Below are 14,082 nucleotides of genomic sequence, written 5' to 3' on the forward strand. Positions count from 1 at the left end.
TCATTGAAGGGAAATTGTTATGAAGAAAGTACTGTATGGCATTTTTGCCATAACTGCGCTTGCGGCAACGTCTGTCTATGCGGCTCCGGTTCAGGTCGGGGAAGCAGCAGGCTCAGCGGCAACGTCTGCCTCAGCGGGGAGTTCTACCGCGACGGCGACAAGCACCGTAGGCTCGGCCGTGGGTGTCGCTCTGGCGGCAACCGGTGGCGGTGATGGCTCCAATACCGGAACCACGACCACCACGACAACCAGCACTCAGTAATCACGGGTGTTTTAATCATAACCACACTTCGGTGTGGTTATTTCGCCCCTTCGGAGAAGAGTCGTGAAGCGACCTGCAATCATTCTGATTTGCCTGCTTTTACAGGCATGCTCAGCCACCACAAAAGGGCTGGGCAACTCACTGTGGGACAGCGTGTTTGGCACGCCTGGCGTACATCTTACGGACGATGACATCCAAAACATGCCGTATGCCAGCCAGTACATGCAGTTAAACGATGGCCCGCAGCTTTTTGTGGTGCTCGCTTTCGATGAAAACGGGCAGCAGAAATGGGTGACGCAAGACCAGGCCACCATCGTGACGCAGCATGGGCGTATCGTGAAAACGCTGCTGGGCGGTGACAACCTGCTTGAGGTGAATAACCTCGCGGCGGACCCGCTCATCAAACCGAATCAAATCGTTGATGGTGCAAGCTGGACGCGCATCATGGGCTGGACCGAGCACAAGCAGGTCCGCTACGCCACCGCGCGTTCTGTTTTCCGCTGGGACGGGACAGATACCGTGACGCTGGGCAGCGACGAAACTCAGGTCCGCGTGCTGGATGAAGAAGTCACAACCGATCGGGCGACGTGGCACAACCGCTTCTGGATAGATGAGGAAGGGCAGATTCGTCAGTCGTTACAGTACCTTGGCGCAGATTTCTTCCCGGTGAAAGCCACCCTGATCAAGGCGGCGAAATCATGAAAATCATCACAAGCGTTGCGCTGATCGTCACGCTCGTCGCGCCGCTGGCGTGGTCTGCGGGAACCATTAAGGTCTATACCCCGGACAACAAAGAGCCAAAAACATTATCCAATGCCGAACATCTGATCGATCTCGTTGGGCAGCCCCGGCTGGCAAACAGCTGGTGGCCAGGCGCCATTATCAGCGAGCGTCAGGCAACGGCGATAGCTGAACAAAAACACCAGGCTTTGCTGGCTCGCCTGACCGGGCTGGCAGGGCAGGAAGAGGGCGACACGGCGGCGGCAATCAATGCGGTACGCCAGCAGTTGCAGGCGATCACCGTGACCGGACGTCAGCGGGTGAATCTGGATCCCGACGAAGTGCGCGTAACGGAAAACGGCAACCCGACGCTGGAAGGGGACTACACGCTGTGGATCGTGGCGAAACCTTCAACCGTCACCGTGCTGGGATTGGTCAGCAGCCCAGGCCAAAAACCCTTTACGCCAGGACGCGACGTGGCGAGTTATCTGGATGAACAACAGTTGCTGAGTGGCGCGGAAAACAGCTACGCGTGGGTGATTTATCCCGATGGCCGCAGGCAAAACGTCCCCGTGGCGTACTGGAATAAGCGTCACATCGAACCCATGCCGGGCAGCGTGATTTTTGTCGGCTTTGCCGATCACTTCTGGACGAAAGCGTATGACGGGCTGAACACCGACATTCTTCGCTCTCTGACGCAGCGGATACCGGAATAATGAAAAGAACTTATCTCTATAGCATGTTGGCGCTCTGCGTAAGCGCTGCCTGTCATGCCGAAACGTATCCGGCACCCATTGGTCCGTCACAGTCAGATTTTGGCGGTGTAGGGCTCATGCAAACCCCCACCGCGCGCATGGCGCGTGAGGGTGAACTCAGTCTTAACTATCGCGATAACGACCAGTACCGCTACTACTCGGCCTCCGTACAGCTTTTCCCGTGGCTGGAAACGACGCTGCGCTACACGGATGTTCGAACCAAACAGTACAGCAGCGTTGATGCGTTTTCCGGCAACCAGACTTACAAAGACAAAGCGTTCGACCTCAAACTGCGCCTCTGGGAAGAGAGTTACTGGATGCCGCAGGTGTCCGTGGGCGCGCGTGATATCGGCGGTACAGGGCTTTTTGATGCGGAATATCTGGTCGCCAGCAAAGCCTGGGGACCGTTCGATTTTTCACTTGGTTTGGGCTGGGGGTATCTCGGCACCAGCGGCAACGTGAAAAACCCATTCTGCTCCTACAGCGACAAATATTGCTCTCGCGACAACAGCTATAAAAAAGCCGGTTCGGTGAGCGGTGACCAGATGTTCCACGGCCCGGCATCGCTGTTTGGTGGCGTGGAATATCAAACGCCCTGGCAGCCGCTGCGTCTGAAGCTGGAATATGAAGGCAACAACTACACCGAGGACTTTGCGGGCAAGATCGAGCAGAAGAGCAAGTTTAACGTGGGTGCTATTTACCGGGTCACCGATTGGGCCGACGTTAACCTCAGCTACGAGCGCGGCAACACCGTGATGTTTGGTTTCACGCTGCGGACTAACTTTAACGATATGCGGCCGTCCTATAACGACAATGCGCGACCAAAATATCAGCCGCAGCCGCAGGACGCGATCATCCAGCACTCGGTGGTGGCGAATCAGCTCACGCTGCTGAAATACAATGCGGGCCTGGCCGATCCTAAAATCCAGGCAAAAGGTGACACGCTGTACGTGACGGGCGAGCAGGTAAAATATCGCGATTCCCGTGAAGGCATAGAGCGCGCGAATCGGATCATCATGAACGATCTGCCGGAGGGGATCCGTACGATCCGCGTGACGGAAAATCGCCTCAACATGCCGCAGGTGACGACCGAAACGGACGTGGCCAGCCTGAAGCGTCATCTCGAAGGCGAACCGCTGGGGCATGAAACCGAACTGGTGCAAAAACGTGTAGAACCGGTGGTACCAGAAACTACCGAACAGGGCTGGTATATCGAAAAATCCCGCTTTGATTTCCATGTCGATCCGGTATTGAACCAGTCCGTTGGTGGGCCAGAAAACTTCTATATGTACCAGCTGGGCGTGATGGCCACGGCGGATCTGTGGGTGACGGATCACCTCCTGACCACCGGTAGCCTGTTTGGCAATATCGCCAACAACTACGACAAATTTAACTACACCAACCCGCCAAGCGACTCAAAACTGCCGCGTGTTCGAACCCGCGTGCGCGAATATGTGCAGAACGATGTGTATGTGAACAACATGCAGGCCAACTATTTCCAGTATCTTGGCAACAGTTTCTATGGCCAGGTGTATGGCGGTTATCTGGAAACCATGTACGGCGGCGCGGGTGCAGAACTCTTGTACCGCCCGGTCGACAGCAACTGGGCGTTTGGCCTTGATGCCAACTACGTGAAACAGCGTGACTGGCGTAGCGCGCAGGACATGATGAAGTTCACCGATTACAGCGTCAAAACCGGTCATCTGACTGCCTACTGGACGCCGTCGTTTGCGCAGGATGTGCTGGTGAAAGCCAGCGTTGGGCAATATCTGGCGGGGGATAAAGGCGGTACGCTGGAGGTTGCCAAACGCTTCGACAGCGGCGTGGTCGTCGGCGGTTACGCCACGATTACCAACGTTTCACCAGACGAATACGGCGAAGGGGACTTCACCAAAGGCGTGTATGTATCGATTCCGCTTGATCTGTTCTCATCCGGCCCAACCCGCAGCCGTGCGGCCATTGGCTGGACGCCATTGACGCGCGACGGGGGTCAGCAGCTTGGGCGTAAGTTCCAGCTGTACGACATGACCAGCGATCGGAGCGTGAACTTCCGCTGATGTTTTATTCCCTCCCCCTGTCAGGGAGAGGGAATAATTCCGCTTTGCACAAAACATAAACAAAAAATATAGATCTCCGTCACAATTTTGCGTTATACAGGTACTTCGCCCCTGAGATTGAGGTGCTGTATGACATCACTGACGCGTCCGCGCGTTGAGTTTATCTCAACGATTCTCCAGACCGTGTTGAATATGGGTCTGTTGAGCCTTGGCCTGATACTGGTCGTCTTTCTGGGCAAAGAAACTGTGCATCTGGCTGATGTGCTGTTCGCCCCCGAGCAAACCAGCAAATATGAGCTGGTGGAAGGACTGGTAGTCTATTTTCTCTACTTCGAATTTATCGCCCTGATTGTGAAATACTTTCAATCCGGCTTTCACTTCCCGCTGCGTTATTTTGTCTATATCGGGATCACCGCGATTGTGCGGCTGATCATCGTCGATCATAAATCACCGCTCGACGTGCTGATCTACTCGGCGGCGATCCTGCTGCTGGTGATCACCCTGTGGCTGTGCAACTCGAAACGGCTAAAGCGCGAATAAAAAAATGGCGGCCCGAGGGCCGCCTAACAACAGTCACAAGTTTACTTTTCATATTTTACGCTGCTGATGGGTTGGCTGCGTTCACTCACCCCAGTCACTTACTTTCGCAAGCTCCTGGGATTTACTCGCTTACCGCCTTCCAGCACCGCAAAATATTTTGAGTATTGGGTCAAAAATTACGTCAAAGTTGAGGGTTGCAGTGGCATTACATGATGAAACTTAACCTTTCACACCGCCTGCCGTCAGGCCGTTAACCAGCCAGCGCTGAGCCAGCAGGAACACGACGGTAATCGGGATGGCGGAGAGTACAGCGGCTGCGGCAAAGTCGCCCCACAGGTAGTTTTGCGGGTTGAGATATTGCTGCATACCGACTGCCAGCGTGTAGCTATTCACATCACGCAGTAGCAGAGACGCGACCGGCACTTCGGTAATGGCCGCGATAAACGACAGAATAAAGACCACGGCCAGAATCGGCACCGACAGCGGTAACAGCACCAGGCGGAAGGCCTGCCACGGCGTTGCGCCATCCAGCGCAGCCGCTTCTTCCAGCGATCCGTCGATGGTTTCGAAATAGCCTTTAATCGTCCATACGTGCAGCGCGATGCCGCCCAGATAGGCGAAGATGACGCCGCCGTGCGTGTTCAGACCGATAAACGGCACGTATTGACCGAGACGGTCAAATAACGCGTACAACGCAACCAGCGACAGCACCGCCGGGAACATCTGGAAAATCAACATCCCTTTCAGCAGCGTCGCTTTTCCCGGGAAGCGCATACGGGCAAAGGCGTAAGCACAGGTGGTTGAGAGCGCCACAATTCCCACGGCGGTAATACCGGCCACTTTGATGGAGTTCCACAGCCACAGCAGAACCGGGAACGGCGGCGGCGTCACGCGGCCATCGGCATGCTCGACGCTAAACCCTAACGCCAGTCGCCAGTGTTCCCATGAGATTTTCTCAGGGATCAGGCTGCCGGTAGCAAAGTTGCCCTCGCGCAGTGAGATGGCGATAACCATCAGCAGCGGGAACATAATGGCTGCGATAAAAATCAGCAGACCTAAGTGCGTCGCGAAGAGACGCAGCTTTTGAGATTTGGGTTGGACCATAGCCATTTTCGTTATCTCCCTTAATCGAATTTCATACGCGTGGCTTTCAGATTCACAATCGCCAGCGCGCCAACCAACAGGAAGATCAGGGTGGCAATCGCTGCCGCCAGACCGAAGTCCTGCCCGCCGCCGCCTTCAAAGGCGATGCGGTAGGTGTAGCTCACTAACAGGTCGGTATACCCCGCTGGCGTGGTGGTGCCGAGGCGGTCTGGGCTGCCGTTGGTCAGAAGCTGAATCAGTACGAAGTTATTAAAGTTAAAGGCAAAACTGGCAATCATCAGCGGCGTTAGCGGCTTGATCAGCAGTGGGAGCGTAATCTTAAAGAAGTTCTGGAACGCGCCCGCGCCGTCCATCGCGGAGGCTTCGTACAGGTCGTCCGGAATCGCTTTCAGCAGGCCCATGCACAGAATCATCATGTACGGATAGCCGAGCCAGGTGTTGACGATGATAATCATCGAGCGAGCCGTCGTTGGGTCGCTAAACCACGCTGGCTTAATGCCAAACAGCGCACCCAGCATCATGTTGATTTCACCGAAGCTCTGGTTGAACAGGCCTTTGAAAATCAGAATCGAGATAAACGACGGGACGGCGTAGGGCAGAATCAGCAGTACGCGGTAAATGGCTTTGCCTTTCAGGGACTCCCACTGCACGACACACGCCAGCACCATGCCGACCGCCACGGTCAGGATCACCGTCAGGACTGAGAAGACCACTGTCCAGACGAAAATGGCCATGAACGGTTTCTGGATGCCCTCGTCGGTAAAGACGCGGGTAAAGTTCTCCCAGCCGATGGTGACGGTATAGCCTGGGCTGAGTTTATCGTCACCCCATTTGCCATCGGCGTTCACGGACTGATAGAAGCCGATATCGTTGTTTGGACGATATTTCACGCCGGTCTGGTTGTTGGTCAGCGAGCCGTCATCCGCCCGCGTGTACAGCGGCTGCGTGCCCGAGAACTGGCGCAGCGAGCTCATGATGACTTTGCTTTCGTCAGGCAGCACGGCGGTGAGCTGCGTCAGCGCCTGGCGATTCTGAGTGATAATGCGCAGATTGGCGCGTTCGCCTTCTGGCAGGGCATTCGCTTCTTTGAGCGTCAGCTTTTGTTCGCCGCCAAACTTAAAGGCGTCGGAGACATAATATTTCCCGCTTTCCTCGTCAGACAGCGCCAGCTTCCACTCCTCTCCCGCCGGATATAAACCAAAGTTAAAGGTTTTTCCTGCCTGATAGGAACGGTCCATCAGCACCTGCTGGGCGCGCTCCTGAGCGAGCTGGTTAGTGCTGCTGTAGTTGGTAAAGGCGATAGCGATAGTACAAATCAGCGGGAACAGGACAAACAGCCCCATCCCGGCGACACCCGGATAAACGTAGCGCCAGGCGTACGCTTTGCGATTGGCAAAAATATACAGGCCAACTGAGCTTAAAATCAGCGTCATGATGGCGAACAGGTACTCCCCCTGTACATACATTAAAACAACAAGGTAGCCCACCAGTAAGCCGAGCAGACCTATCACTGACCATTTCAGCGTGTCGCTTTGCCACCAGTGCTTCTTTTTAATGACATCCATGGGGATCTTCCTCTTTACACTTTATCCTTCACGCTGCCTCTTTGTTGGCTGCGGACGCGCACCCCGGTCACTTACTGTTGTAAGCTCCCGGGGATTTGCATCCTTGCCGCCTCGATGCAACGCGAATGATGTTGCGTAAACAACGTATTCAATAAACCTTATTCCCTGAGAAATAAGGGGTAAAAGCATTACTTCGTAATACGACCCTGAGCGTCTTTCAGCGCAGCATCCACTGTCTGACGACCGCTTGCCGCGTTGATCACAGCAGTACGTGTGGCATACCAGAACGCCGCCATTTGCGGGATGTTTGGCATGATTTCGCCTTTCTGGGCGTTATCCATGGTGGCGGCAATGCGAGGATCTTTCGCCAGCGTATCCTGGAAGGATTTCAGTGCGACGGCGCCCAGCGGTTTATCCTTGTTCACCACATCCAGACCCTGATCGGTCAGCAGGTAGTTTTCGAGGAACTCTTTTGCCAGCTCTTTGTTCGGGCTGGCGGCGTTGATACCCGCGCTCAGCACGCCAACGAACGGTTTAGACGGCTTGCCTTTAAAGGTAGGCAGCAGCGTGACGCCGTAGTTGATTTTGCTCTTATCGATGTTAGACCAAGCCCACGGACCGTTGATGGTCATCGCGGTTTCGCCTTTGTTGAACGCCGCTTCTGCGATGGAATAATCAGTATCCGCGTTCATGTGTTTGTTTTTGATAAGGTCTACCAGGAAGGTCAGACCGGCTTTCGCGCCAGCGCTGTCCACGCCCACGTCTTTCACGTCGTATTTGCCGTTTTCAAACTTGAACGCATATCCGCCGTCAGCAGCAATCAGCGGCCAGGTGAAGTACGGTTCTTGCAGGTTGAACATCAGCGCGCTCTTACCTTTCGCCTTGAGCTCTTTATCCAGAGCCGGGATCTCTTCCCAGGTTTTTGGCGGGTTCGGTACGAGGTCTTTGTTATAAATCAGCGAGAGTGCTTCCACGGCGACCGGATACGCGATCAGCTTGCCGTTATAACGCACTGCGTCCCAGGTGAAGGGGAACAGTTTGTCCTGGAACGCTTTATCTGGGGAGACTTCAGCCAGCAGGCCAGATTGCGCGTAGCCGCCAAAACGGTCATGCGCCCAGAAGATAATGTCTGGACCGTCGCCGGTCGCGGCAACCTGCGGGAATTTCTCTTCCAGTTTATCCGGGTGTTCAACGGTCACTTTAATGCCGGTGTCTTTTTCGAATTTTTTACCCACTTCGGCCAGGCCGTTGTAGCCTTTGTCGCCGTTAATCCAGATAACCAGTTTACCTTCTTCAATTTTGGCGAGCGCCGGTGCGGAAATCATCATTGCTGCCAGGGCGGACAAGGCGAAAACGCGTGCGCCAGTATTGATCTTCATATCTGCCATCCTTTTGGGTGATGTGCTCGTGGATACACTGAGGTCGTTCAACGTGACTCAGTCTCCTTATTTGACATCCTCTTTCCATCCTCCTTAGCCCTACGCCCCACCCCCTCTTTGTGTGATCTGTGTTGCATAGATTTAAGTTATGAGTCATGGCGCACATAAAAACCCGCTGATTTTTGTCGCGTGCATCACGAAATTAGCCTTAGCCCGCCTGATGCGGGGGCAGAACCGTCCGTCTCATCCTCCCGCCTCCTCCCCCACAAAAAAACGAGGGGGTGGAGGATTCACAACAGTAATGGATGCCCCATATTCAGCCCATCTTGAATGTTTCTGTCGGTGACAGGTTGTAACGAAGGGAGAAGGGCATGGCGAGCGTACAGCTGCGGAATGTAACGAAAGCCTGGGGCGACGTAGTGGTGTCGAAAGACATCGATCTGGACATCCACGAAGGTGAGTTCGTGGTGTTTGTCGGTCCATCGGGCTGCGGTAAATCAACTCTGCTGCGTATGATTGCCGGACTTGAAACTATCACCAGTGGCGATCTGTTTATTGGTGAGACTCGCATGAATGACATTCCGCCCGCAGAACGCGGCGTGGGCATGGTGTTCCAGTCCTATGCGCTTTATCCCCATCTCTCCGTTGCCGAGAACATGTCCTTTGGTCTGAAGCTGGCCGGAGCTAAAAAAGACGTTATCAATCAGCGTGTGAATCAGGTGGCCGAAGTGCTGCAGCTGGCGCATTTGCTGGAGCGCAAACCGAAAGCCCTGTCCGGTGGGCAGCGTCAGCGCGTGGCGATTGGTCGTACGCTGGTGGCAGAACCGCGCGTGTTTTTGCTTGATGAACCGCTTTCTAACCTGGACGCCGCCCTGCGCGTTCAGATGCGTATTGAAATCTCCCGTCTGCACAAACGTCTTGGCCGCACGATGATTTACGTCACCCACGATCAGGTTGAAGCGATGACGCTCGCCGACAAAATTGTGGTGCTGGACGCAGGCCGCGTCGCACAGGTGGGCAAACCTTTAGAGCTGTATCACTACCCGGCCGACCGTTTTGTTGCGGGCTTTATTGGCTCGCCAAAGATGAATTTCCTGCCGGTAAAAGTGACCGCGACAGCTATTGAACAGGTACAGGTGGAACTGCCTAACCGCCAGCAGATTTGGCTGCCAGTGGACAGCGCCAACGTACAGGTCGGGGCGAATATGTCCCTGGGTATCCGTCCTGAACATTTACTGCCGAGTCAGATAGCCGATGTGACGCTGGAAGGTGAAGTTCAGGTCGTCGAACAGCTTGGTCATGAAACACAGATTCATATCCAGATCCCCGCCATCCGTCAGAACCTGGTGTACCGCCAGAATGACGTGGTGTTGGTAGAAGAGGGTGCCACATTCGCTATCGGCTTGCCGCCAGAGCGTTGCCATCTGTTCCGTGAGGATGGCACCGCATGTCGTCGGTTGCACAAAGAGCCTGGCGTTTAAGCAATCCCAATAAAAGGCACGAAACCGTCAGGTGAAGTGTTCAAAGAAAAGCAATGATCTCAGGAGATAGAATAATGATTACTCTGCGCAAAGTTCCTCTGGCTCTCGCCATTGCGGCAGGCATCTTGTCTGCCCAGGCCGGTGCTGTCGACTTTAAAGGTTATGCTCGTTCTGGCATTGGCTGGACCGGGAGTGGTGGTGAGCAGCAATGTTTCCAGGCAACGGGTGCCCAAAGTAAATATCGTCTCGGTAACGAATGTGAAACTTATGCCGAGATTAAATTGGGCCAGGAAGTCTGGAAAGAAGGTGATAAAAGCTTCTATTTCGATACCAACGTAGCGTATTCCGTTGCACAACAGAATGACTGGGAAGCGACTGACCCGGCATTCCGTGAAGCGAACGTGCAGGGTAAAAACCTGATTGATTGGCTGCCAGGTTCAACCATTTGGGCCGGTAAGCGTTTCTATCAACGTCATGACGTTCACATGATCGACTTCTACTACTGGGATATCTCTGGTCCTGGTGCAGGTCTGGAAAACATCGACGTCGGTTTCGGTAAACTGTCTCTGGCTGCGACGCGTTCTTCAGAAGCGGGCGGTTCTTCTTCTTTCTCCAGCAACAGCATTTATGACTACACCACGCGCACAGCGAATGACGTTTTCGACGTTCGTTTAGCACAGATGGAAATTAACCCAGGTGGCACGCTGGAACTGGGTGCCGATTATGGCCGTGCAAATGAACGTGATGGCTATTATCTGGTTGACGGTGCATCAAAAGATGGCTGGATGTTCACCGCAGAGCACACTCAAAGCATGTTAAAAGGCTTCAACAAGTTTGTCCTGCAATATGCGACTGATTCTATGACCTCACAAGGTAAAGGCCTGTCGCAAGGTTCAAGCATCGGGACCTCCGATGATATCAACTATGCGATGAACAATAATGGCCACCTGTGGCGTGTTCTGGACCACGGTGCGATCTCCTTAGGCGACAGCTGGGATCTGATGTATGTCGGTATGTATCAAGACATCAATCTGGACAGCAATAACGGTACTAAGTGGTGGACAGTGGGCGTGCGTCCAATGTTCAAATGGACGCCAATCATGAGTACCTTGCTGGAAGTTGGCTATGACAACGTTAAGTCTCAGGAGACTGGCGATACCAACAACCAATACAAAATTACCCTGGCGCAACAATGGCAGGCTGGCGACAGCATCTGGTCTCGCCCGGCAATTCGTGTATTCGCGACCTATGCCAAGTGGGATGAAAAATGGGGCTATGCGCCAACCGGTAATAACAGCAAAGCGGGTTATACCCCAGGCGTTGCTTACAGCGACACTTCTCTGAACAGCTTTAGCCGTGGCGACAACGATGAGTGGTCCTTCGGTGCTCAGATGGAAATCTGGTGGTAATAACGTCGTAATTTGACGGACTGATCAAACAGAGGGGCGAAAGCCCCTCTATCCCTTAGGGACGGCGCGCTATTGCCTGGCTACCGCTGAACCTGCGCTTTATGAGGTGATAACAATGAAAATGAAGAAAAATCTTGTAGCCCTTTGCTTGTCAGCGGGGTTATTGGCCAGTGCGCCGGCCATCACACTCGCAAATGTGAATTTCGTTCCACAGAATACGACGACGGCTCCGGCTATTCCTGCGGCAGCATTGCAGCAACTTGTCTGGACGCCAGTCGATCAATCTAAAACGCAAACGACTCAGCTTTCGACCGGCGGTCAAACTCTGAATGTCCCAGGTATCAGCGGCCCTGTAGCGGCCTACAGCGTGCCTGCAAATATTGGTGAGCTGACCCTGACACTCTCCAGTGAAGTGAACAAACAAACCAGCGTCTTCGCACCGAATGTGTTGATTCTCGATCAGAATCTGACGCCATCTGCCTTCTTCCCAAGCGAATACTTTACCTATCAAGAACCCGGTGTGATGAGCGCCGACCGTCTTGGCGGTGTGATGCGCCTTACGCCAGCGTTGGGCCAGCAGAAGATCTATGTGCTGGTCTTCACGACTGACAAAGATCTCCAGCAGACAACAACGCTGCTGGATCCAGCCAAAGCCTATGCCAAAGGTATCGGTAACGCTGTACCGGATATCCCAGATCCTATTGCTCGTCATACCACTGACGGCGTCGTGAAATTGAAAGTGTCTACCAACAGTGCCTCAAGCGTTCTGGTCGGCCCGCTCTTTGGTTCTTCATCTACCGGGCCTGTTACTGTTGGCAATACCGCAGCGCCTGCACCAGCTTATGCGGCTCCTGCTCCAGCCGTCGCTGCTCCGGCACCCGCGCCGGTGAAAAAATCCGCACCGGTACTGAACGATACCGAAACGTACTTCAACAAAGCCATCAAACAGGCCGTTGACAGCGGCGATGTCGACAAAGCGCTGAAGCTGCTTGATGAAGCTGAGCGTTTAGGTTCAACCACTGCCCGTTCCACCTTTATCAGCAGTGTAAAAGGCAAGGGGTGACCGTCTCCCCACAGTGCTGATTTTGTCAGTAGTTTAGTGCGCCTGAGTGGGCGCACTTTTTTTGGCGCTGTTTATGCTGTTGCATCACTGTTGCGATAATGATCGCTAATCCACGTTTGAACGCCCCCAACCTGCATTTCTGCGATACAATAGCCATACGTTATGTATCGGAGAGTCTGGCATGTCACACCCTGCGCTAACGCAACTGCGTGCGCTGCGCTATTTTGACCAAATACCCGCGCTGAGCTCTGAGCAACTCGACTGGTTGCTGCTGGAAGATTCCATGACGAAACGTTTTGAGCAACACGGGAAAAACGTCACCGTGACGCTGATTCAGGAAGGATTTGTGTCCGCTGATAAGGTCTCCAGTGAGCTCCCGTTGTTGCCAAAAGAAGAACGCTACTGGCTGCGTGAAATTCTGCTGTGCGCGGACGGCGAACCCTGGCTTGCCGGGCGCACTGTCGTTCCGGAATCTACGCTTTCTGGCCCGGAACTGGCGCTGCAACAATTGGGTAAAACCCCGCTGGGACGCTACCTTTTTACGTCGTCCGAGCTCACCCGTGATTTTATTGAAATAGGGCGCGATGCCGATCTGTGGGGACGCCGTTCCCGCCTTCGCTTAAGCGGCAAACCGTTAATGCTGACGGAGCTGTTTTTGCCCGCATCGCCGTTGTACTAAGAGGATATTAAAATGGAGTGGAGTCTGACGCAGGACAAGCTGCTGGCTTTTCACCGTCTGATGCGAACGGATAAACCGATCGGAGCCTTGCTGCTGCTATGGCCAACGCTTTGGGCACTGTGGGTCGCGGCTCCCGGTTTGCCACCGCTATGGATCCTGGCGGTATTTGTGGCGGGCGTGTGGTTGATGCGGGCTGCGGGCTGCGTGGTGAATGATTATGCCGATCGCAAGTTTGACGGACACGTTAAACGCACGGCCAATCGCCCACTGCCCAGCGGTCAGGTTTCTGAAAAAGAGGCACGGACGCTGTTTGTGGTGCTGGTTGCACTCTCTTTCCTGCTGGTGCTCACGCTTAATACCATGACGATTTTGCTCTCGGTGGCAGCGCTGGCGTTGGCATGGGTGTATCCGTTCATGAAACGCTATACCCATTTGCCACAGGTGGTGCTTGGGGCAGCGTTTGGCTGGTCGATTCCAATGGCGTTTGCTGCCGTCAGTGAGTCCGTGCCGCTGAGCTGCTGGCTGATGTTTCTCGCCAATATCCTGTGGGCGGTGGCCTACGACACTCAGTACGCGATGGTTGACCGTGATGATGACCTGAAAATCGGCATCAAATCGACGGCGATTTTATTCGGCCGTCACGACAAGCTGATTATTGGAATATTGCAGGTCGCCGTGCTGGCGCTAATGGTCGTCATTGGTCGTCTGAACGGGCTGAACTGGGAGTTTTACTGGTCGGTACTGGTGGCGGGATTGTTGTTTGCGTATCAGCAAAAGCTGATCGCAAAGCGCGATCGTGAAGCCTGCTTTAAAGCCTTCCTGAATAATAACTACGTTGGCCTGGTGCTGTTTTTAGGTCTGGTGATGAGTTACTGGTCTTAGAAGCAAAACGGCAACACCGTTGGTTGCCGTTTTTGATGCTCGCCGCCTCTCCCCATGGGAGAGGACCGGGATAAGGGCCCCAGACCACACAAGGTAAACGTAAAACGGCAACACCGTTGGTTACCGTTTTTAATGTTTGCCGCCTCTCCCCGTGGGAGAGGGCTGGGATAAGGGCACCAGACCACA

13 protein-coding genes are annotated in these 14,082 nt (G+C 54.1%); 10 read left to right on the forward strand and 3 right to left on the reverse strand.

The window, feature by feature from the left end:
• Positions 1-19: 19 nt before the first annotated feature.
• The 5 genes from yjbE (at position 20) to psiE (ending at position 4,334) form a co-directional block, all read left to right on the forward strand.
• Complete coding sequence (yjbE, locus tag I6L74_RS09920; RefSeq protein WP_011915494.1) at positions 20-262, forward strand: exopolysaccharide production protein YjbE; 243 nt, start codon at positions 20-22, stop codon at positions 260-262.
• A gap of 63 nt (positions 263-325) precedes the next feature.
• Entirely contained in the window at positions 326-964 is a 639-nt protein-coding gene (locus I6L74_RS09925; protein ID WP_059179828.1) for a YjbF family lipoprotein, read from the forward strand.
• Positions 961-1,698 (forward strand): capsule biosynthesis GfcC family protein, encoded by a 738-nt coding sequence (locus I6L74_RS09930; protein WP_059179829.1) that lies wholly within the window; start codon positions 961-963, stop codon positions 1,696-1,698. Before I6L74_RS09925 ends, I6L74_RS09930 begins: the two co-directional genes overlap by 4 nt.
• Complete coding sequence (locus I6L74_RS09935) at positions 1,698-3,794, forward strand: YjbH domain-containing protein (RefSeq protein WP_059179830.1); 2,097 nt, start codon at positions 1,698-1,700, stop codon at positions 3,792-3,794. The genes I6L74_RS09930 and I6L74_RS09935 overlap by 1 nt, the downstream gene beginning before the upstream one ends.
• A gap of 129 nt (positions 3,795-3,923) precedes the next feature.
• Entirely contained in the window at positions 3,924-4,334 is a 411-nt protein-coding gene (psiE, locus tag I6L74_RS09940) for a phosphate-starvation-inducible protein PsiE (protein ID WP_011915498.1), read from the forward strand.
• Positions 4,335-4,553: 219 nt separating this feature from the next.
• Here the strand turns inward: psiE and malG are convergent, their stop codons facing one another.
• From malG to malE, 3 genes are all read right to left on the reverse strand, one after another.
• A complete protein-coding gene (gene malG, locus I6L74_RS09945) occupies positions 4,554-5,444 on the reverse strand; it encodes a maltose ABC transporter permease MalG (protein WP_011915499.1) in 891 nt (296 codons plus the stop codon).
• A 14-nt stretch (positions 5,445-5,458) separates the two neighbouring features.
• Positions 5,459-7,003 (reverse strand): maltose ABC transporter permease MalF, encoded by a 1,545-nt coding sequence (gene malF / locus I6L74_RS09950; protein WP_059179831.1) that lies wholly within the window; start codon positions 7,001-7,003, stop codon positions 5,459-5,461.
• Positions 7,004-7,191: 188 nt separating this feature from the next.
• Positions 7,192-8,382, reverse strand: coding sequence for a maltose/maltodextrin ABC transporter substrate-binding protein MalE (malE, locus tag I6L74_RS09955; RefSeq protein WP_059179832.1), 1,191 nt, complete (start codon positions 8,380-8,382; stop codon positions 7,192-7,194).
• A 371-nt stretch (positions 8,383-8,753) separates the two neighbouring features.
• Between malE and malK the strand changes: the two genes are divergently transcribed.
• The 5 genes from malK to ubiA all read left to right on the forward strand — a co-directional run bounded on the left by malK (position 8,754) and on the right by ubiA (position 13,896).
• Positions 8,754-9,863: a maltose/maltodextrin ABC transporter ATP-binding protein MalK gene (malK, locus tag I6L74_RS09960; protein ID WP_011915502.1), complete on the forward strand. Its 1,110-nt coding sequence runs from the start codon at positions 8,754-8,756 to the stop codon at positions 9,861-9,863.
• 71 nt (positions 9,864-9,934) lie between these two features.
• Positions 9,935-11,272, forward strand: coding sequence for a maltoporin (locus tag I6L74_RS09965; protein WP_072241927.1), 1,338 nt, complete (start codon positions 9,935-9,937; stop codon positions 11,270-11,272).
• Between the two features lie 115 nt (positions 11,273-11,387).
• Positions 11,388-12,335, forward strand: coding sequence for a maltose operon protein MalM (malM, locus tag I6L74_RS09970; RefSeq protein ID WP_059179834.1), 948 nt, complete (start codon positions 11,388-11,390; stop codon positions 12,333-12,335).
• Positions 12,336-12,516: 181 nt separating this feature from the next.
• A complete protein-coding gene (gene ubiC / locus I6L74_RS09975) occupies positions 12,517-13,014 on the forward strand; it encodes a chorismate lyase (protein ID WP_059179835.1) in 498 nt (165 codons plus the stop codon).
• Positions 13,015-13,026: 12 nt separating this feature from the next.
• Entirely contained in the window at positions 13,027-13,896 is an 870-nt protein-coding gene (ubiA, locus tag I6L74_RS09980) for a 4-hydroxybenzoate octaprenyltransferase (RefSeq protein WP_059179836.1), read from the forward strand.
• The last annotated feature ends 186 nt before the right edge of the window (positions 13,897-14,082 follow it).

This window comes from Lelliottia amnigena, assembly GCF_019047465.1.
Taxonomy (GTDB): domain Bacteria; phylum Pseudomonadota; class Gammaproteobacteria; order Enterobacterales; family Enterobacteriaceae; genus Enterobacter; species Enterobacter amnigenus.

Coding starts and splice junctions, on each gene's coding strand:
- yjbE (WP_011915494.1), top strand. CDS start 20: ATGAAGAAAGTACTGTATGGCATTTTTGCCATAACTGCGCTTGCGGCA.
- I6L74_RS09930 (WP_059179829.1), top strand. CDS start 961: ATGAAAATCATCACAAGCGTTGCGCTGATCGTCACGCTCGTCGCGCCG.
- I6L74_RS09935 (WP_059179830.1), top strand. CDS start 1,698: ATGAAAAGAACTTATCTCTATAGCATGTTGGCGCTCTGCGTAAGCGCT.
- psiE (WP_011915498.1), top strand. CDS start 3,924: ATGACATCACTGACGCGTCCGCGCGTTGAGTTTATCTCAACGATTCTC.
- malG (WP_011915499.1), bottom strand. CDS start 5,444: ATGGCTATGGTCCAACCCAAATCTCAAAAGCTGCGTCTCTTCGCGACG.
- malF (WP_059179831.1), bottom strand. CDS start 7,003: ATGGATGTCATTAAAAAGAAGCACTGGTGGCAAAGCGACACGCTGAAA.
- malE (WP_059179832.1), bottom strand. CDS start 8,382: ATGAAGATCAATACTGGCGCACGCGTTTTCGCCTTGTCCGCCCTGGCA.
- malK (WP_011915502.1), top strand. CDS start 8,754: ATGGCGAGCGTACAGCTGCGGAATGTAACGAAAGCCTGGGGCGACGTA.
- malM (WP_059179834.1), top strand. CDS start 11,388: ATGAAAATGAAGAAAAATCTTGTAGCCCTTTGCTTGTCAGCGGGGTTA.
- ubiC (WP_059179835.1), top strand. CDS start 12,517: ATGTCACACCCTGCGCTAACGCAACTGCGTGCGCTGCGCTATTTTGAC.
- ubiA (WP_059179836.1), top strand. CDS start 13,027: ATGGAGTGGAGTCTGACGCAGGACAAGCTGCTGGCTTTTCACCGTCTG.